Annotated in this window: 19 protein-coding genes; 17 read left to right on the top strand and 2 right to left on the bottom strand. The window is 27.5% G+C overall.

Annotation, left to right across the window (positions count from 1 at the left end):
• Positions 1-8 precede the first annotated feature (8 nt).
• From IGS63_RS00945 to IGS63_RS00915, 7 genes are all read left to right on the top strand, one after another.
• The gene (locus IGS63_RS00945) at positions 9-764 is read left to right on the top strand and encodes a thiamine pyrophosphate-dependent enzyme (protein ID WP_190615183.1); all 756 of its coding nucleotides are present in this window, start codon (positions 9-11) and stop codon (positions 762-764) included.
• Complete coding sequence (locus IGS63_RS00940) at positions 761-1,303, top strand: 2-oxoacid:acceptor oxidoreductase family protein (protein WP_190615182.1); 543 nt, start codon at positions 761-763, stop codon at positions 1,301-1,303. Before IGS63_RS00945 ends, IGS63_RS00940 begins: the two co-directional genes overlap by 4 nt.
• A 71-nt stretch (positions 1,304-1,374) precedes the next feature.
• Positions 1,375-2,634 (top strand): amidohydrolase family protein, encoded by a 1,260-nt coding sequence (locus IGS63_RS00935; RefSeq protein WP_190615181.1) that lies wholly within the window; start codon positions 1,375-1,377, stop codon positions 2,632-2,634.
• Between the two features lie 61 nt (positions 2,635-2,695).
• Positions 2,696-4,666: a methyl-accepting chemotaxis protein gene (locus IGS63_RS00930; RefSeq protein ID WP_190615180.1), complete on the top strand. Its 1,971-nt coding sequence runs from the start codon at positions 2,696-2,698 to the stop codon at positions 4,664-4,666.
• 157 nt (positions 4,667-4,823) lie between these two features.
• Entirely contained in the window at positions 4,824-5,168 is a 345-nt protein-coding gene (locus IGS63_RS00925) for an STAS domain-containing protein (RefSeq protein ID WP_190615179.1), read from the top strand.
• A gap of 12 nt (positions 5,169-5,180) precedes the next feature.
• Positions 5,181-7,154 carry a methyl-accepting chemotaxis protein gene (locus tag IGS63_RS00920; protein WP_190615178.1) on the top strand — a complete coding sequence of 658 codons (1,974 nt, stop codon included), beginning with the start codon at positions 5,181-5,183 and terminating at the stop codon, positions 7,152-7,154.
• Between the two features lie 94 nt (positions 7,155-7,248).
• Entirely contained in the window at positions 7,249-8,529 is a 1,281-nt protein-coding gene (locus IGS63_RS00915; RefSeq protein ID WP_190615177.1) for a hypothetical protein, read from the top strand.
• A gap of 31 nt (positions 8,530-8,560) precedes the next feature.
• Here IGS63_RS00915 and IGS63_RS00910 read toward each other — a convergent pair whose 3' ends face one another.
• Together IGS63_RS00910 and IGS63_RS00905 are read right to left on the bottom strand one after the other, a co-directional pair.
• Complete coding sequence (locus IGS63_RS00910) at positions 8,561-10,117, bottom strand: 5'-nucleotidase C-terminal domain-containing protein (protein ID WP_190615176.1); 1,557 nt, start codon at positions 10,115-10,117, stop codon at positions 8,561-8,563.
• Positions 10,118-10,146: 29 nt separating this feature from the next.
• Positions 10,147-11,031, bottom strand: coding sequence for a damage-control phosphatase ARMT1 family protein (locus tag IGS63_RS00905; protein ID WP_190615175.1), 885 nt, complete (start codon positions 11,029-11,031; stop codon positions 10,147-10,149).
• A 267-nt stretch (positions 11,032-11,298) separates the two neighbouring features.
• On the opposite strand from IGS63_RS00905, the gene rpmH reads away from it, so the two are divergent.
• The 10 genes from rpmH to glgB all read left to right on the top strand — a co-directional run bounded on the left by rpmH (position 11,299) and on the right by glgB (position 20,989).
• Complete coding sequence (rpmH, locus tag IGS63_RS00900; RefSeq protein WP_190615174.1) at positions 11,299-11,433, top strand: 50S ribosomal protein L34; 135 nt, start codon at positions 11,299-11,301, stop codon at positions 11,431-11,433.
• A complete protein-coding gene (rnpA, locus tag IGS63_RS00895) occupies positions 11,433-11,771 on the top strand; it encodes a ribonuclease P protein component (RefSeq protein ID WP_190615173.1) in 339 nt (112 codons plus the stop codon). Before rpmH ends, rnpA begins: the two co-directional genes overlap by 1 nt.
• Positions 11,768-12,037, top strand: a complete 270-nt coding sequence (yidD, locus tag IGS63_RS00890; RefSeq protein WP_190615172.1) for a membrane protein insertion efficiency factor YidD — start codon at positions 11,768-11,770, stop codon at positions 12,035-12,037. The genes rnpA and yidD overlap by 4 nt, the downstream gene beginning before the upstream one ends.
• On the top strand, positions 12,034-13,398 hold the full coding sequence (yidC, locus tag IGS63_RS00885; RefSeq protein WP_190615171.1) for a membrane protein insertase YidC: 1,365 nt from the start codon (positions 12,034-12,036) through the stop codon (positions 13,396-13,398). Before yidD ends, yidC begins: the two co-directional genes overlap by 4 nt.
• Positions 13,399-13,404: 6 nt before the next feature.
• Positions 13,405-14,064, top strand: coding sequence for an RNA-binding cell elongation regulator Jag/EloR (gene jag, locus IGS63_RS00880; RefSeq protein WP_232521249.1), 660 nt, complete (start codon positions 13,405-13,407; stop codon positions 14,062-14,064).
• A 2-nt stretch (positions 14,065-14,066) separates the two neighbouring features.
• Positions 14,067-14,426, top strand: coding sequence for a cupin domain-containing protein (locus IGS63_RS00875; RefSeq protein WP_190615170.1), 360 nt, complete (start codon positions 14,067-14,069; stop codon positions 14,424-14,426).
• A 446-nt stretch (positions 14,427-14,872) separates the two neighbouring features.
• Positions 14,873-16,582, top strand: a complete 1,710-nt coding sequence (locus tag IGS63_RS00870) for an AAA family ATPase (RefSeq protein ID WP_190615169.1) — start codon at positions 14,873-14,875, stop codon at positions 16,580-16,582.
• Positions 16,583-16,621: 39 nt separating this feature from the next.
• The gene (gene dprA / locus IGS63_RS00865) at positions 16,622-17,596 is read left to right on the top strand and encodes a DNA-processing protein DprA (protein WP_198423060.1); all 975 of its coding nucleotides are present in this window, start codon (positions 16,622-16,624) and stop codon (positions 17,594-17,596) included.
• Entirely contained in the window at positions 17,593-18,726 is a 1,134-nt protein-coding gene (locus IGS63_RS00860; protein WP_190615168.1) for a hypothetical protein, read from the top strand. The genes dprA and IGS63_RS00860 overlap by 4 nt, the downstream gene beginning before the upstream one ends.
• An 85-nt stretch (positions 18,727-18,811) precedes the next feature.
• Complete coding sequence (gene glgB, locus IGS63_RS00855; RefSeq protein WP_190615167.1) at positions 18,812-20,989, top strand: 1,4-alpha-glucan branching protein GlgB; 2,178 nt, start codon at positions 18,812-18,814, stop codon at positions 20,987-20,989.
• Positions 20,990-21,005: the final 16 nt, after the last annotated feature.

Here is a 21,005-nt window from a genome sequence, read left to right as displayed (position 1 = left end):
TAAAAATAATGCCTTACGTAGAAAAATTTAAAGGGCCTAAAGCACTTAATGGTAAAGAGTTTACATATTGTCCAGGCTGTCATCATGGTATAATTCATAGACTCGTTGCAGAAGTTATAGATGAACTTGGAATACAAGGTAAAACATTAATGGTTTCACCAGTTGGATGTTCAGTTTTTGGATATGAATTTTTTGAATTAGATGGAACTGTTGCTGCACATGGTAGAGCACCTGCAGTTGCAACAGGAATGAAAAGAGCAACTCCTGATAAAGTAGTATTTACATATCAAGGAGATGGAGATTTGGCTGCTATTGGTACAGCTGAAATAATTCATGCTGCAAATAGAGGCGAAAAGATAACAACAATCTTTGTAAATAATGCCATTTATGGAATGACTGGTGGACAAATGGCACCAACAACATTACTTGGTATGAAAACAACAACTTCTCCATATGGAAGAAGAGCAGAAGTAGAAGGACATCCAATTCATATGTCTGAAGTAATAAAGGAATTAGATGGTGTAGCATATCTTGCAAGAACAAAGGTGAATACACCTATGGATGTTAAAAAAACAAAAGCTGCAATAAAAAAGGCATTTGAAGCACAATTAAATGGTGATGGTTTCGGTATGGTTGAAATACTTTCAACATGTCCTACAAACTGGGGCGTTTCACCTGTTGAAGCAAATAAATGGCTTGAAGAAAACTTAGTAAAAGAATATCCTCTTGGAACTTTTATAGACAAGGTAGGTGAAGCTAAATGAGTTACCATGGCGTAATAGCAGCTGGTTTTGGTGGACAGGGAGTTATGCTTTTCGGACAACTTTTAGCTTTTTCAGGAATGATGGATAATAAATTTTCAACTTTTTTACCATCTTATGGTCCTGAAATGAGAGGTGGAACTGCAAACTGTACAGTAGTTGTTTCAGATGAATATATTGCTTCACCTGTTATTGATACACCAAATGAAGTAATTGCATTTAATATACCTTCAATGTATAAGTTTGAAAAAGATTTAGTAAAAGATGGTATATTGATCTTAAATTCTTCAGTTATAGATAGAGAACCAACAAGAAAAGATATTAAAGTAATAAAAGTTCCAGCAAATGAAATAGCAGAAAAATTAGGATTTTTAAAGGTACAAAATATGGTTATGTTTGGTGCATATTTAGAAGCTACAAAGGCAGTTTCTCTTGATTCAATAAAACATGCACTTGAACATAAACTAACAGGAAAGAAAGCAAAGTTCATAGATTTAAATATGCAAGCTATAAAAGCTGGTATGGAAGCAGCAAAACAATAAAAAATAGTAATATAATTAATATTCTCTGTAGATAAAAATATTTACAGAGAATATTTTTTGGTGGTGGAATAATGTATAAATTAAAAAACGATGGAATTTTTCATTATATAAATACTAAAGTAAATTCTAATAAATATATTACCCCTCTTATAACAGATACTCATATGCATCTTTTGGGACTTGGGGAAAAATTAAGAAATCCAAACTTAGAAGGTAAATCATTAAAAGAAATAAAAAATATTATCTTAAACAAAAAAGATGAAAAGAAAATAATATTAAGAGGTTGGTCAGAAGAATTTGCTAATCCAACAAAGGAATATTTAGATGAAATAAGCAATGTTCCAGTATTTTTAATTAGAAGATGTGGGCATGTTGCAGTAATTAATTCTAAGGTTTTTGAATTAATTGATTTTTCTAATTATGAAGAGTATATTGATTATAAAACAGGAAGAATAACAGAACAATCTTTAGAACTTGTTTATCAAAAACTTGGATATTATACTGATATAAATGAAGATTTAAAAGTTGCTGAAGAGTATCTTTTAAAAAAGGGATATGGTTATATTCATTCTGATGATTTACATGGTATAAAGAATATGATTGATGGTGATAAAATAAAGATTTTTGAAAAAGTTGCAGTAAATAATTATAATGAATTAATAGATTACTACAACAGTGGGTACTTTAATAAGTATAAAAGTGTAAAAGTATATACAGATGGTTCATTAGGGGGAAGAACGGCATATTTAATTAATGAATATAATGATTTTAATACAAAAGGAGAGTTTGTATGGGATTTAGAAGAATTAAAAAAAGTTTTAATTTTTTGTGAAAATAATAATTTACATTTAGCTTTACATGCAATAGGAGATGAAGCTATTGAAAATATATTAAATGTTTTTTCTGATGTTAAACCAAAAAATATACACAGAATAATACATGCCTCTATTTTACACGATGAGCAATTAAAAAAAATTAAAAAATTAAATATAATTTTAGATATGCAACCAGCATTTATTGAATCAGATAAATCAATATTGAATAAAAGATTGGGAAAAAGGGAAAATTTAACTTATAGATTTTTTGATATATACAATAAAAGTATTCCTTTATTTTTTTCATCAGATTCACCAATAGAAGTTCCAGATTGGTATAGGGATATAATAACTTTGAATAAACTTGGATTACCTTTAAAGTATATATTGAATACTATGATTTACTTTCCTAAAGTTATTGATAACTTTGAACGAAATTTTAAAATTGGATATTTAGAATTTGATAATAATCCATTTGAAAAAATTAATAAACCTAAAGTAAATATTGATTTATAAAAGAATATGTGATATACTAATTATTAAAAAAAACAAATAGTTATTATAGGAGGCAGATATTATGAAGTTAAAAGGAAAGTTGATAAGTTTTATAGTTGGTACTATAACTGTATTTTTTATATTAATAATGTACAATAATGTGGCATCATATCAAACTGCTTTTAAAAAAGCAAAACATGACATTATGTTATCAAATACAAATATAGTTAATAGTTTTGAAGCATTTTTTAATAATGTAGGAAATATAGCAAATTTTTTAAATGGAGATGCAAATGTACTAGGGGCATATGAAAATAAGTATGAAGAAAGAAAATGGATGTTAAAAACCTTTCAAAATATTGTAGATAATTATGCTGAAATAGAATTTGTATATATGGGATTACCAGATGGAACAATGATAACAACTCCACCACCAGTAAGTAGTGATTATGATCCAAGAGTGAGACCATGGTATAAAGATGCATTAGAAAAGAACGGAGAAATAGTAATAACAGATCCATATGCAGATTCAAGTTCTGGAGAAATGTTAATAACAGTAACAAAAGCAATAATAAAAAATGGAGAAGTAGTTGGAGTAATTGGACTTGATTTGAATATGAATGAACTTGTAACAAAATTAAATGAATCACGTATATATAAAAGCCAATATTCATATGTTTTAAATGAAAAAGGAATAACGCTTTTACACAAAGATGCAACAAAGATAGGTAAAGACATGTCTACGACTGAATTATATAAAAAAGCAACATCAAATAGTGGGGTTATAAGTTATGTATACAATAAAGTAAAAAAGACAGCATATTATCAAAAGATGAATGGAACAAATTGGATATTTTATACAGTAGTAGATGATAAGGATGTAGCGGCAACTCCAGTAAGAAGATTAATAATAAACTTTACAATAGCAGTAACATTATCAATAATAGTATTAGTAATGGTATTATACTTTTTATCAAAGATGATAACAAAACCATTAAAAGAAATGAGTGAGAAGATAGAAAGGTTTGGAAATGGAGAAATAAATGAAAAGTTTGAATATGAATCAAAAGATGAAATAGGACAGATGTCAAAAGCGCTAAAAAGGATGACAGAAAAATTAAGAGAAATAATAATGAGTATAGATAAATCAGGAAGTAATACAGAAAGGGCATCATCAGAATTATCAAGTGTATCAGAAGAATTGAGTGCAACAGCCGAAGAATTAACAGCACAAATGAGTTCAGTAAAAGACAATGCAGAAAATGTAGCAGCAAATGTAGAAGAGGTAAGTTCAGGAGTACAAGAAGTAGCAGCAAGTGCACAAGCAATATCGCGTTCAGCACAAGAGTTGAGTGAAGCAGCGGAAGAATCATCAATAGCAGCAAATGAAGGATCAGGATTAATAAGTGATGTACAAAGGATAATAAATGAAGCATTAACGCAATCAGATCAAACGAACAAAGAAGTAAATAAGCTCTCGGAAAATGCAGCAAATGTAGAGAACATAGTAGATACAATAAACAGTATAACAGAACAAACAAACTTATTGGCATTAAATGCAGCAATAGAAGCAGCAAGAGCAGGAGAAGCAGGCAAAGGGTTTGCAGTAGTAGCCGAAGAAATAAGAAAGTTAGCCGAAGAATCAAAGAATGCAACAGAAAAGATAGCAGTAATTTTAGGAGAAATAAAAACAGGAACAGAAACAACAGCAGGAGCAACAGAAAAGATAGTAAATATAACTAAAAAAATAAATGGATCAATGAAAGAACTAACAGAAAAGTTCGAAGTAATAAAAGAAAGAGTAGATGGAATGAACAGTGGAATACAAAACTTAACAGCAAGCTCAGAACAGCAAAGTGCATCAGCTGAAGAGATGAGTTCAGCAATGGACAATGTGGCAAGAATAGTATCAGAGATAAGTGATCAAGTATCAGATGCAAGCGAAGCAATAAACAATGTATCAGAAGGAACACAAAACATAACGGCAAATGCAGGAGAACTGCTTGAAATGTCAAAGCTTCTTATTTCTCAAATAAAGTTTTTTAAATTATAAATTAAATATAAGGCACATAAGAATTTTCTTATGTGCCTTATATTTTTATAATAAAAAGAATTAATTTTAAATAAAAAGTTATATGTATATGAATAATGTGGTATAATTTGTATATACATTATAAAATTTTTTTATAAAAGTAGAAAGGGGGAATTTTATGTACTTTAAATTAGAATTTGAAGAAAAAGGAAATTTTTTAATAATTAAGGGTCATGGAGAACTTGATGTTTATCATAGCTTAAACTTTAAAGAAGAAGCAAGAGAAAAAATAAATGAATTAAAAGAAAAAATAATTATTTTTGATACTACAGATGTTCCATATATAGATAGTTCTGGTTTGGGATCAATAATAGCATTGTTTAAAGATATTCATAAAAATCACAAAGAGCTTGTAATAACTGGTATGAGAAAAGAAGTTGAAAATTTATTTAAAATGACAAGAACAGATAGAATTGTTTCTATTTATCCTACCATTGAAGATGCAATAAAACAGTTATCATAGGAGGCAGATATTATGAAGTTAAAAGGAAAGTTGATAAGTTTTATAGTTGGTACTATAACTGTATTTTTTATATTAATAATGTACAATAATGTGGCATCATATCAAACTGCTTTTAAAAAAGCAAAACATGACATTATGTTATCAAATACAAATATAGTTAATAGTTTTGAAGCATTTTTTAATAATGTAGGGAATATAGCAAATTTTTTAAATGGAGATACAAATGTATTAGGAGCATATGAAAATAAATATGGAGAAAGAAAATGGATGTTAAAAACCTTTCAAAATGTTGTAGATAATTACAGTGAAATACAAAGTGTATATATGGGATTACCAGATGGAACAATGTTGATTAAACCAGATCAAGAATTACCAGCAACATATGATCCAAGAGTGAGACCATGGTATAAAGCAGCATTAGAAAAGAACGGAGAAATAGTAATAACAGATCCATATGCAGATGCTAGTTCTGGAGAAATGTTAATAACAGTAGCAAAGGCAATAATAAAAAATGGAGAAGTAGTTGGAGTAGTTGGTCTTGATTTAACTATGAATGAACTTGTAACAAAATTAAATGAATCACATATGTATAAAAGTCAATATTCATATGTTTTAAATGAAAAAGGAATAACGCTTTTACACAAAGATGCAACAAAAATAGGTGTTGATATATCCTCGAATGAACTATATAAAAAAGCAACATCAAATAGTGGGGTTATAAGTTATGTATACAATAAAGTAAAAAAGACAGCATATTATCAAAAGATGAATGGAACAAATTGGATATTTTATACAGTAGTAGATGATAAGGATGTAGCGACAACTCCAGTAAGAAGATTAATAATAAACTTTACAATAGCAGTAACATTATCAATAATAGTATTAGTAATGGTATTATACTTCTTATCAAAGATGATAACAAAACCACTAAAAGAAATGAGTGAAAAGATAGAAAAGTTTGGAAATGGAGAAATAAATGAAAAGTTTGAATATGAATCAAAAGATGAAATAGGACAGATGTCAAAAGCGCTAAAAAGGATGACAGAAAAATTAAGAGAAATAATAATGAGTATAGATAAATCAGGAAGTAATACAGAAAGGGCATCATCAGAATTATCAAGTGTATCAGAAGAATTGAGTGCAACAGCCGAAGAATTAACAGCACAAATGAGTTCAGTAAAAGACAATGCAGAAAATGTAGCAGCAAATGTAGAAGAGGTAAGTTCAGGAGTACAAGAAGTAGCAGCAAGTGCACAAGCAATATCGCGTTCAGCACAAGAGTTGAGTGAAGCAGCGGAAGAATCATCAATAGCAGCAAATGAAGGATCTGGATTAATAAGTGATGTACAAAGGATAATAAATGAAGCATTAACGCAATCAGATCAAACGAACAAAGAAGTAAATAAGCTCTCGGAAAATGCAGCAAACGTAGAGAACATAGTAGATACAATAAACAGTATAACAGAACAAACAAACTTATTGGCATTAAATGCAGCAATAGAAGCAGCAAGAGCAGGAGAAGCAGGCAAAGGGTTTGCAGTAGTAGCCGAAGAAATAAGAAAGTTAGCCGAAGAATCAAAGAATGCAACAGAAAAGATAGCAGTAATTTTAGGAGAAATAAAAACAGGAACAGAAACAACAGCAGGAGCAACAGAAAAGATAGTAAATATAACTAAAAAAATAAATGGATCAATGAAAGAACTAACAGAAAAGTTCGAAGTAATAAAAGAAAGAGTAGATGGAATGAACAGTGGAATACAAAATCTAACAGCAAGTTCAGAACAGCAAAGTGCATCAGCTGAAGAGATGAGTTCAGCAATGGACAATGTGGCAAGAATAGTATCAGAGATAAGTGATCAAGTATCAGATGCAAGCGAAGCAATAAACAATGTATCAGAAGGAACACAAAACATAACGGCAAATGCAGGAGAACTGCTTGAAATGTCAAAGCTTCTTATTTCTCAAATAAAGTTTTTTAAATTATAAATGATAACAAAAATAAGCCTTCGGGCTTATTTTTGTTATTTTTAAGATAAGTATGATAAAATATAAATGAAATCAAAATAATAGGAGGTAAGATATGAAAAAAATAACGATAGTACTTTTAGTAGCATTATTTTCAATAGTATCTTTTTCAAATGTTTTACAGTATGTTCCATCTAATTCAAAAGCATTTTTTTACGTTAAAAATCTTACAAAATCTTATGAAAGTTTAAAAACAATTCCATCATTAAAGAGTATTTTTTTAGATCCAATAAATCTTGAAATTATGCTTTCGAGTTATGCAGAAATGTATATGACTTCTTCTGAAGTTGAATCATCAGCTTTTTATGATTTATTACAAAATGTAGATTTAGCAGGATTTATTGTTGAACCATCTAATGAAACTTATCATTTTGGAGTTGTTATGGGTCCATTTAAAGATTCAAAAAAATTTATAGATTATATAAATAAAATTTTAATAAGTTCACTTAAAGAAAGTGGAGTTTCCATTGATATTGTAGAAAAAGAAAATTATGTTGTTTTTGTTATGGATAAAGATCTTTATAAAGAAGCTAAAAAAGGTGTTTCTATTAATCAACAAAATATTGAAAATGGATTTTATTATGTGCTTAACTCTTCAAAAATGAAAGGTAATGGTTATGCATACGTTAAAGACGGATATTTAATAGGAAAATCTAATGGTGCAGTTTCTTCTGGAATTACAAATACTAATTTTATAAAGCCTTTAGATAATTATAAATTTCCAGGTACTTATATGATAGTTTCAGGATATATACCTACAGATTTAAGCTCTTTAAAAAGTATTATAAAAAATTTTGGAGATTTTGATTTAGTACAAAAACTATTAAGTTCTTCAAATGGAATAGAACTTGGAGGTAATGTGGAACTTAATTCTGATAGTATGGAATTTAATGGAAAAGAATATATAAAGATTAATACTAAAAACACTATAAAAGATATTATACCTTTACTTGAAGATAATTCTATTAAGTATAAAAAAGTAAATGACAATGAAATAACTATGTCAATAGAAACTATGATTGATGATCCTGAAAATATAGGTGAAAAGAAAAAAGTAACAACTGATTTGAATCTCTGGAAAGATAATGAGGAATTATATATTTATCAAGGTACTCCAAAAGAATACAAAGATTTAATTAAAGGTTATAAAAAATTATCTGAAAATACTTTATTTAACATGTTGTCAGAAAAAATAGGAAGTGCTAATTTAGCTTTTGCTTTTTTTGATTTATCTAAATTATTTTCAGGATATGGAATTGAAGGAAATTTTGGTGGATTAATAAATATTAATTACAAAGAAAACGACAAATTAGAAATTAGTTTTATAATAAAATAAAAAATGGCGAACTTTAGTTCGCCATTTTTTATTATTTTACATTGATTCTATTTTTACTATCATAGTTTTTGATTGTTCCAAGTTCTTTTATATAATCTTTTACAACATCAGCAAGAACAAATCCTGTATCGTAACCATTTTTACCTTTTAACATTTTATAACCGTCTCCACCAGCTGCAACATAATTATTTGTAACTACATTATATGTTTTATTCATATCTAATGGTTTACCTTTTATCATAACATTAGTAGGTTTTCCATTTACAACATCGTAGGTTATTCCTGAAACGTGCATGTGAGCTCCTTGACCAGCAGGAATGGTGACTGCGTAATTTAAAACATCCATAACATCTTTTCCTGTTAATTTAACTACATAAACTGTATTTCCAAAAGGAAGAACTGTTAATATATCTCTATAAGTTATTTTACCAGGTTTTATAGAAGCTCTTATTCCTCCACCATTTGTAAATGCAAAGTCTGCATTTGTTTTTTCAAGTGTTGCATCTGTTATTAAATGTGCTAAATTTGTTTCTTTACTTCTTACATCTTGTCTTTCACCATCAAGATTTATCTTGGTTTCACCAATAACTTCATTTAATTTTTCTGATCCCATATTGTAATAAGAATCAGCAATCATTTTTATGAATGGATCTTCTTCTACAGGGTTTAAGTTTGTATAAAGTGCTTTACCATTTTCATCTTTACCATTATATTTTTTTAAGTTAACAGGAATTAATTTGCCTTCCCATTTTGTAACTCTTCCTTTATCAATCCAAAGGTCTATTCTTCCAACGTATTTACCCCATTCACCAGCTTGTGCTACTATTGTATTATTTATATATTTTGGTGGTTCAATAACTGTGTGTGAATGACCATCTATTATAACGCTTATTCCTTCAACTTTTTTTGCAAGTTCGTCAGAAGTTGTATAACCAACAGGAAGATTAGGTCTAACACCGTATCCTAAATGACCAAGTACAATAACTATATCTGATTTAGATTTTACTTCGGGCAAATAATCTTTGACAGCTTCTTCTGCACTTTCAAATCTATTTGTTCCAAGATGAAGTGGTTCTAAAACGTTTGTTTGTTCTGTTGTTACACCAATTATTCCAACCTTTAAATCACCAAAGTTTTTAATTAAATAAGGTTTAAATATTGGAAATAAATTTTTATCAACAAAGTTAGAGCTCAAAAATGGAAAATGAGCAACTCTTTGTTGCATTTCAAGTGTTTGTAAATCATTATCAAATTCATGGTTTCCAAGTGCCATAGCATCTACACCCATGTAATGCAACATTGCAAAATCAGGTACGGCTTTTAACTGATCTGATTCAGGAACACCTGTGTTTGCATCTCCTGCGTGTAAGAACAATACATGTCCGCCTTCTTTTTCGATTTCTGCTCTTTGTTCATTAACTATAGTTGCAATTCTTGCAAAACCACCTATATCAGGATTGTGATACTCAGAATAAGGCCATGCATGTCCGTGAGTGTCATTAATATGGAAAATAACGAGATGAACTGGTGCAGCAAATATTGCACTAATCATCATTAAAACAGTAATTAAACTAAGTAGCTTTTTCAATACTACCCCCTCCTTTGATTTGGTTGAATTTATATAACTACATCTCTTTTAAATACAAATTCTCCAACTTTTACATTTAATTCTTGAGATACAACAGAACACTTTGCTGTTAATATAAAATATATTTTTTCGCAAGTCTTATTTAATCCTTCAAAATTCCCTTGTCCCTTTGATATAATTATATCAGATTTTTCAAAAATATTTTTAAAAGTTTCATTTGTTTTTTCAAATATTGTTCCAGGATAAACACTTCCAGATTCAATTGGTATAGAAAGTTCTTTTAAATTAATTTCATCAGTATCCTTTAAAGTTGCATCATTTATTATTGGAGCGCTTCTAACTGCAGAATATATAATTATGTCTGGATAAAATTTTTTAATTGTTTTAATAAATAGTTTATCTAAAACTATTTCTCCTGCATTATCATGAATAAAGAGTATTTTTTTTGCAGTTTTTAATTTTTCATTGAAACTTTTAAAATCATCTATTGCAAACTTTCTTTTTTTTGCCATAGTTTCTATTTCGAATTCTAATTCCCCAAAGGAATTTTTAACTCCATAATCTATAATGTTTGAAATTGCGGAAAGTTTGGCGGCTGTTTTCAATGGATTTTCTGAATTCATTATGAAATAAAATAAATCATCATACATTTCTAAAAAAATTTGATTGGCATTAGTTTTTTCATTTATAAAAAAATCTTGTTTCCCATATAATTCATATATAGAATCGTACTGTGAAACAGAAAGTTCAATAGGTCTTTTTCCATATTCAAGATTTTTAATTAAATCAGAAATAACTTTTTTATAATCTTCAAATTTTTTTTCGCTTGAAATTTTATTTGTTTTGTCAGCTTTTTCTATTAAAGATTGTGTATGTTTTATAATACAACCAATACATTCATATTCTGCTTTCATATATTCACCTCATCAAAATATCAAATAATAAAGAATTTCTTTTATATTATACTCTTTAACTTTAAACAGTACTTTTTAAAAAAAAATTTTATGTTAAAGTATAATTGCAATTGATATTTAAGGTATAAAAGATAAGTATAAAAGGATATAAAAGATTAATTTTTGTTATTTTGAACAATTTTGTAACGTATTTTTATTGACATATCAATACCTTTATGTGTATAATTAAGAATAGATTTGATAAAAATATGGATAGGAGGTCGCATTATGAAAAGAACATATCAACCATCAAGAATTAAGAGAGCAAGAACACATGGTTTTAGAGCAAGAAAGGCTACATCAGGAGGAAGAAACGTTCTTAGAAGAAGAAGAGCAAAGGGAAGAAAGAGTTTAACTGTTTAATGCAAACTTTTAAAAAACGCGAGCGTCTGAAACTCAGAAAAGATTTTGAAGAATTATTTAATGATGGAGAAAGAGCTGTTAGCAGATATTTTGTTGTTGTGTATAAAAAGAGTTCTACTCCTAAAATTGCCATATCTGTTAAAAGAAAGTTTGGAAAAGCATATGTTAGAAATAGATTAAAACGTTATGTAAGAGAACTTTATAGAACAAATAAAGATACTTTTAATAGTAATATTATGCTTTTTATTCCAAGAAAGAGTTTATCTAAAAAATTTAAAGATATGACATTTGAAGAGTTCAAAGAAATCTTTTTTGATATAATGAGCAAAATAAAATGAAGAAAATAATTCTTTTATTAATAACTTTTTATAGAAAGTTTATTTCACCTTTAAAGCCACCATCTTGTAGATTTTCACCAACATGTTCCGCTTATACTTATGAAGCGGTTTCTCGTTTTGGTTCATTAAAAGGTCTTTATTTGGGTTTCAGACGAATACTCCGTTGTCATCCGTTTAATCCTGGAGGAAATGATCCTGTACCAGAAAAATTTGAATTTTTTATTAAAAATAATACTCAAAAGAATAAAGGGAGTGCAAAAAATTGAAAAAACAACTCATAATAATAGGATTAATTATCCTATCTGTTTTTGTATATGCTTTACCTGAAATAAAAATTACTGAAAATGCTTCAAAAATTACAAATGTAGAGTTAAAACTTTATAACTTTAATATGGACGAATTTGGGCACATAAAAAATTATTCAATTGTGGAATCAAGAACAAAAAAGGTTGTTGAATTATTTGAATATGCAAATGATAGTTTTGACTTAATAAATCCAGAAACAAAAATGGAAATTTTACCTGTAAGAAGTGAATACAATATTTCTGAAGATAAAAAATATGTTGAATTTACTTTTTTCTTTAAAAACGGTGGATATAAAAAATATAAATTTTACAATGATACATACTTTCACTTTGATATTGAATTTGATAATGTTAAAGGTTTAGTAAAAATTCCAACTATTTCATATGCTGATAAAATAAGAACATCTAAAAATCAACTCGTATCTTACTTACCAAAACCATATTCAGCAAAGGTTAGTTTGAAATCTGTTTTGGTATTTAGTACAAATAAAAAAATAGAAGATGGACTTTTATATAACGTTTCTGGTAACTCTATTTCAAAGGTTTATATGGGACCAATGAAACTTACTTTTATTAAAAGTGTTTTCGATGATGAAACCAATAAAAGTATTAAAGCATTATTACAAGATGTAGGTGCACTAAATTGGTCTTCTAATATATATTACTTTTTTGTAGACTTTTTATACATGCTTAAACAATGGACAGGAAACTTTGGATGGGCAATAATAATCTTTACTTTAATTATAAGAGTTATTCTTTATCCTTTGTATCATAAACAAATGAAGTCCATGATAATGATGAAACAATTACAACCTGAAATAGAAAAGTTAAAGAAAAAATATTCAAATCCACAAAAACAACAAGAAGCAATGATGAATTTATATAAAGAAAAAGGATATAATCCAGCAAGCGGTTGTTTACCTTTATTAGTACAAATGCCAGTATTTTTCTTGTTGTACAGCGTTATATATTATTTTGGGGAAAGTTTTGCATACAATCCTAAGTTTTTATTTTGGTCTGATCTTTCACAAGGAGGATTTTCTCAAAATATAATTTTAGTATTGGTAACTTCTCTTGCATACATTGTAACTGGTTTATGGAGTGCTAATGATGCTAAAATGGCTTGGCAACAAATAATAATGAGTGTTGTATTCCAATTTATGTTTATTGGATTTCCAACAGGATTGTTTATTTATTATACAACTACAGCTTTAATACAAGTTGTTCTTACTTATATAACTCATAAAAGATATGGAATTAAAGGTATTACTTTAAGAGAGCTTTTTGGACTTGGACCAAAACCTATAAAAAGAAAGGCATAAGGGGGCATGAAACGAGTGATAAAGATACAGTCAAAGCAAATAACATCTAAAAATCTTGAAACGGCGCTAAAAGAAGCTAAAGAAATTTTTAAAGTTAAAGAAGAAGAAATTTCTTATACTTTAATACAAAAAGAAGTTAAAGGATTTTTAAGAATAGGTAGTAAACCTGCAATAATAGAAGCATATTTAAATGAAACTTATTTATTAAATCAAATAAGTGAGTTTTTAAAAGAAATAACAAAAAGTTTTGATGAAGGTATAACTTCTTCAATAAAAATTTATGGTAAAACTATTATTATATTTTTAAATGGCGAAGGTCTTGGGAATTTAATCGGTAAGCATGGAAGAACCCTTGGTGCATTACAGCATTTAATAATGATATATGTAAATAGAATGACTAGTACTAAGGTAGATATTAAATTAGATATAGGAGATTATAGAAAAAAGAGAAGAAAGAAGATAGAAGAAATAACAGAAAATTCAATAAAAAAACTTTTATCTGGTGAAGAAGAAATAGAACTTGCTCCAATGTTTTCTTTTGAAAGAAAAATGGTTCATGAATATGTAAAAAGACATTATCCTAATTTAATTACTAAATCTGTTGGATTTGAACCTTATAGAAAAGTAGTAATATGTAGAGAAGAGTATACTCCAAAGGGGGCTTAATTATGAAAAAAGCAACTGTAGGAAAAGCGTATGATATTGAACCTTTATTTATTAACAATGATACAGTAAAAAATGTAAAAAAAAGAGTTTTAATAGGAAGTAAATTGGGTGCACCAAACTTTGTAATGAGATTGTTTACGGTTGCTCCTAATGGTAATTCTCCAAAACATTCTCACCATTGGGAACATGAAATTTTTATTTTAAAAGGTAAAGCTAATGTTTTTAATGGCGAAGAATATCAAGTAGTTGAAGCTGGTAATTATATTTTTGTTCCTGGAAATGTTGAACATCAACTTATAAATATTGGAGAAGATGATTTAGAATTTATATGTGTAATTCCAAATTCAGCAGATGAAGAATAACTAACAATAAAACAAAACGGCCTTTAGGCCGTTTTGTTTTATTGTTTAATATTATGTAATTACTCATAAAATGCGTGAACGTAACGATAGAAAATAGTGAAAAAATAAAAGAGATAAAGAATGGTAAAAAATATTTTCTCAGAAGAAATTTTCTAAACGCAAATTAGCAAGAAAAAGAAGGCACGTTCAGAGTTCACGTCCATGTGAACCAGAACTTTCCAAAACGTCGTGTTTTTCCAACCTTCTTTTTCAAATGCAAATTTCCTAAAAATTTCAAGTCTTCGAAAACATTTACTTACCATTTTAGGATGAGGGAAAAAAATAAGAAAAATAAAGAATGGTAAAAAATATTTTCTCAGAAAAATTTGAAGTTTTTTCTTAGTATTTTGTATTTTTTTAATCTATAAAACTTTTGTATGTTATAATATTAAGAAGAGGTGATTGAAATGAAAAAAGTGCCATATGGACTTCAAAACTTTGAAAAAATACGAACTGAAAATTTTTACTATGTAGATAAAACTAAGTATATAGAAATAATTGAAGATATGCCAGAATCATACATCTTCTTTTTAAGGCCAAGAAAGTTTGGTAAGAGTTTGTGGCTTGACACTATGAGTAAATACTACGATATTAAGTATTCAGATAAGTTTGATACTATCTTTAAAGACCTGTACATACAAAAACATCCAACACCTAAAAAGAATAGTTATCATATTTTAGAGTTTAATTTTTCTGGTTTGAATACAGACAGTAAAGAAGAGTTGAAATTTGGATTTAAAGATGAAATTTATGAAAAGTTAGATACTTTTATATATAAGTACAACTTAAATATTACATTAGACAAAAGTAAAAATGAACCTTCAGAACTTTTTAAAGAATTTATAAACAAATATAATAAACAAAATTTAAAAACAAAAATATACTTATTAATAGACGAATACGACCACTTTGCAAATGAACTTTTGAGTTTTAAACTCGATGAATTTAAAAATATCGTCAGTAAAACAGGTTTTGTTAGAAAATTTTATGAAGTAATAAAAGAAGGAACACGATCTGTTATAGACAGACTATTCATAACAGGAGTAGCACCAATAACCTTAGATAGTTTAACGAGTGGATTCAACATCTCAAAAAACATGTCAACAACCTTAGAGTTAAATGAAATGATGGGATTCACTGAAAGTGAAGTCAAAGATATTCTCAAAGAGTATCAAATAAATGATGATATTTTACAAGACATGAAGTTTAGCTACAATGGATACATGTTCAATAAACGTGCAAGTGAAAAGGTTTACAACAGCGATATGGTCTTATACTTCATTTCTGAATACAATAGAGAAAAAAGAAAACCAGAAGATGTAATAGATATGAACATAGCAAGTGATTATAAAAAGATTCAAAATTTATTTAAACTTGGTGAAGTTGTTGGAATAAATAATATAGATAATGAAAAAGAAGCAATAGGAAACCTTTTAAATGAAATATTAATGACAGACAAAACAGAAATAGAAGAGTTAACAAGAGCATTTAACCTTGAAAGAAAGATGGAAATAGACGATGTTAAAACCTTACTCTTTTATTTAGGCTTTTTAACAATAGAATCAAAAGGATTTGTGATGAACTTAAAAATACCAAACTATTCAATAAAAAAGATATACTCAGAATACTTCTTAGAAATGATAAAAACAAGAGCAAAAAACTATATAGATACAGGAAAGATAAAGATAGCAATAAGAAAGTTATTAGTAGATGGAAATATAAACTCGTTGGCAAATGAAATAGAAGATGTATTAAAAAAACTATCAGACAGAGACTTTCAAAGCTTTAGTGAAAAGCACATAAAGATGCTACTGTTTAGTTATTTAATCTTAACACCATGGGCATACGTTAAAAGCGAGTATCCAGTAGAAGGTGGATACATAGACTTAGCAATGTTTAAAAGATACGAAGAAGTGCCATACAATGCAATAATAGAGTTAAAATACATAAAAAAGAAAGACTATACAGAAAAAATATATCAAGTAAAGATAAAAGAAGCAGTAAATCAAATAAAGAGGTATGAAAAAACTATAAACAAAGAGTTCAATGGGCCATTAAAAAAAGTAGTGATGGTCTTTGTTGGAAGAGAGTTGAAGTATCTTGATGAAATTGAATAGATATAATTAAATTATTTAATTATTTTGGGGGAGAAAATTTTGAACACAATTGATTTAATAACTTTAAGAGAAGTATATAAATTGAGTAATGAAGAACTTATAGAGGCTTTTGAAAAGAATTTATTGCCTTTTAAAGAAGATTTTAATGAAAAAAAGAAATATTTATATGATATTTTGTCAAAAAAAAATATAGGTATAATAACTTATTTTGATGATGAATATCCAGAACTTTTAAAAGAAATACCAGATCCACCTGTAATCCTTTATTATATTGGAGATATTTCTTTGTTAAAAACAAATACTGTATCAGTAGTTGGAACAAGAAAACCTACTGAATATGGTAAAAAAATGTGTTCTTTAATAACAAATGAAATAAATAATTATACTATAGTTAGTGGTATGGCTTTTGGTATTGATTCTATAGCTCATATGAATTCTAAAAAGACTATTGCAGTTTTAGGTTGTGGAGTTGATATTATATATCCAAAAGCTAATATGCATTTATACAATAAAATTTCTAATCAAGGATTAATTATTTCTGAATATTTTCCAGGAACAAAACCTGCAAAGTATACATTTCCTTATAGAAATAGAATAATAGCAGGACTTTCAAAATCAACAATAGTTATTGAAGCAGCAAAAAAAAGTGGTTCTTTAATAACTGCAAATTATGCAATGGATTTTGGCAGAGAAGTTTATGCACTTCCAGGAGATATCAATAGAATTAATTCATATGGAACAAATTATCTTATATATATGGGAGCAAAGCCAATATATTCTCTTGAAGAAATACAGAAAACCTTTAATATTGAACAACTTGTCAAAATAAATAATTTTTCTGTTGAAGAATGTAGTATAATTAATTTAATAAATGATGGTAAAAATACTGTAGAACTTTTATATGAAAATAGTAATTTTGAAATATCAAAAATTTTATCAATATTAATGAAACTTGAAATATCTGGTCATTTACAAAATGTAGATGGTGTGTATTCGATGGGAGGGAAAGTATGAAAAAATTATATTTGTTGATAACTTTAATAGCATTATTATTTTTTGTATCATGTAGTCCACAACAATCTGAAATACCTTATTATCAATCTTTTTCAACACCACAATCAAAAGTTGATGATACAATAAAAATAACTGTTGAGGGAATAGGATATGATTACAATTCTGCAGAAACAGATGCAAGATTAAAAGCTTTACAACAATCAGTTGGTTTTAAACTTTATGGTGAAAAAAAAGTTTCAAACTTTACTCTTGTTGATAAGTCAATATTTACTAAAACTCTTGGTTATATAAAAAGTGAAAATATTTTAAGTAAAGGACCTTATCAAAGCGATTATTATAAGGTTGAAATTGAGTTTACAGTTAGTAAAAATATACCAGATGATGACTTTTTTTATATAATTAGAAAAATGAACAAACCTAAAGTTGGAGTATGGCTTCCAAGTAAAGCATATAAAGGTTCTTTATCTTTTGAGGATAGAAGTGCAGAAATTGCTCTTTTATCAAAATTAAAAGAATATGGATTTGATGTTTATGATACGGAAAGATTAAATGAAATTATAAAAACGAAACAAAAGGATATACCACAATTGGCAAAATCTTTAAAAAAATATGGAGTTGATGTTCTTTTAACAGGTGAGCTTTATGGAGAATCTACAGGTGAGGTTTATGGATTGCTTGGCGCTAGAGCAAAGGTTAATTTTAAAGTTTATTGGACTCAAACAGGAAAAATAATATCTTCATATAGTGATGAAAGAGGTGCTTCAGATATTTCTTCAATGATAGCAGTAAAAAAAGCAGTTGAAGATGCATCATTGGTATCAGGTGATGAAATATCAAAGTTAATAATAAAAGATTGGATGAATCAATTAGCAAATGGATTACCTATGGAATTATTTATTAATAAAATGAACTATGATCAATATGCTGATTTTATTTCTTACTTAAAAAAATCAGCAGGAATAATAGATATTGGATCTAAATCATTTGAAGATGGATATGTTGATGTAGTTACCAATACTTTTTTACAACCAGAAGATTTTTATATTAGAATATTAAAACCTTATTTCAAAAATAAAATCAATATAATAAATCAGTCATTTACGCAGATGACAGTTGAAATAAAACAATGATAGCCGATTATAATCGGCTATTTGTTTTTTTCTTTAATTTGTTATATAATTTATTAGTAGAATAAATTTTTGGGAGGGGTTTTTAATGAGTTTGTTAACAGATGATGAAATAAAAAAAATAATAAATGCTGATTGTCATGATCCATTTAAATATTTAGGTATGCATAAATTAAATAAAAATGAAATGGTTGTAAGAGTTTTTAAACCAGACGCAGAAAAAGTAAGATTGGTTTCAAAAGATAAGAGATTTTATCTTGAAAAAATAAATGAAAATGGTTTATTTGAAAAGGTATTTCAAGCAAAAGAATTTTTTAAGTATAAATTTGAATTTACAGGAATAAATAAAAATAAATGGACATTAAGAGATCCATATTCTTTTTTACCTCAAATAACAGAATATGATTTATATTTATTTAATGAAGGAAATCATCATAAAATTTATGAAAAACTTGGAGCTCATAAATTAACTATAAATAGAATTTCAGGTGTATTATTTTCAGTATGGGCTCCTTCTGCTAAAAGGGTTAGTGTGATTGGTAATTTTAATAATTGGGATGGAAGGGTTCATCAAATGAGAGTTTTAGGAAGTTCTGGTGTTTGGGAGATATTTATACCTGGAATAAAAGAAGGCGATTTATATAAATTTGAAATAAAAGCTCAAAATAATGAAATTCTTTTAAAAACAGATCCTTATGCATTTTATAATGAAGTAAGACCATCAAATGCTTCTATTGTTTATACGACTAAATATAAATGGAATGATAAAAAATGGATTAAACTTAGAAAAGAAAATAATTGGGAAGCAAAACCAATTTCGACTTATGAGGTTCATTTAGGATCTTGGGTTAGAAATGAAGAAAATAAATTTTTATCTTATTTAGAATTATCAGAAAAATTAGTTAATTATGTAAAAGAGCAAGGATTTACACATGTAGAGTTTATGTCAATAGAAGAACATCCTTTAGATGAATCTTGGGGATATCAAGTAACAGGATATTATGCTCCAACAAGTAGATTTGGAAGACCAGAACATCTTAAATATTTAATAGATAAGTTTCATGAAAATAATATAGGGGTGATTTTAGATTGGGTTCCAGGACATTTTCCAAAGGATGCTCATGCACTTGGTAGATTTGATGGAACAGGATTGTATGAACATATCGATCCAAGATTGGGTGAACATATAGATTGGGGAACTTATATATTTAATTATGGAAGAAATGAAGTAAAAAATTTTTTAATTTCTAATGCATTGTATTGGGTTGAAAAATTTCATTTTGATGGATTACGAGTTGATGCAGTAGCTTCTATGTTATATTTAGATTATAGTAGAAAAGATGGAGAATGGATACCAAATAAATATGGTGGAAGAGAAAATCTTGAAGCAATTGAGTTTATGAAGTATTTAAACTCTATTATGAAAAAGTATCATCCAGGAGTATTAATGATAGCAGAAGAATCAACTTCCTTTGATGGTGTAACAAGAGATGTTGAAAATAATGGACTTGGTTATACATTTAAATGGAATATGGGATGGATGCACGATACTTTAGAATATTTTAAAAAAGATCCCATATACAGAAAGTATGCTCAAAATGAAATAACATTTTCAATGGTTTATGCTTTTTCTGAAAAATTTATTTTGTCTTTATCTCATGATGAAGTAGTTTATGGAAAGAAAAGTTTATTAGAAAAAATGCCTGGAGATGATTGGCAAAAATTTGCAAATTTAAGGCTTTTATATGCTTATATGTATTCTCATCCTGGTAAAAAATTAATTTTTATGGGATCAGAGTTTGCTCAAAGAAATGAATGGGATTGTAAAAAACAATTAGATTGGAATCTTTTACAATATGAATCACATAGAAAAATGCAAAATTTTGTAAAAGATTTAAATAAAATTTATAAAGAAAATAAAGAATTATACGAATTAGATAGTTTTAATGAAGGGTTTGAATGGATAGACTTTAATGATAGTGAAAACAGTGTTTTAAGTTTTATTAGAAAGTCAAGAGATGAAAACGAATTTACTGTTTGTATATTTAATTTTACACCAGTTCCAAGATATAACTATAGAATAGGTGTACCTAAAAAAGGTACATATGTTGAAATAATGAATACAGATTGGGAAGGATATTGGGGAAGTAATGTAGATAATATTCATGAAATAAAAACAGAAAATGTTAAATTTCATGGAAGAGATCAATCAATAAATATAACTTTACCGCCACTTGCAGCATTATATATTAAATTTAAAAAATGAGTTTCATATGGAGAAC

It is taken from the genome of Tepiditoga spiralis, assembly GCF_014701195.1.
GTDB classification, from domain to species: domain Bacteria; phylum Thermotogota; class Thermotogae; order Petrotogales; family Petrotogaceae; genus Tepiditoga; species Tepiditoga spiralis.
This window is presented reverse-complemented; position numbering and strand designations above follow the sequence as displayed.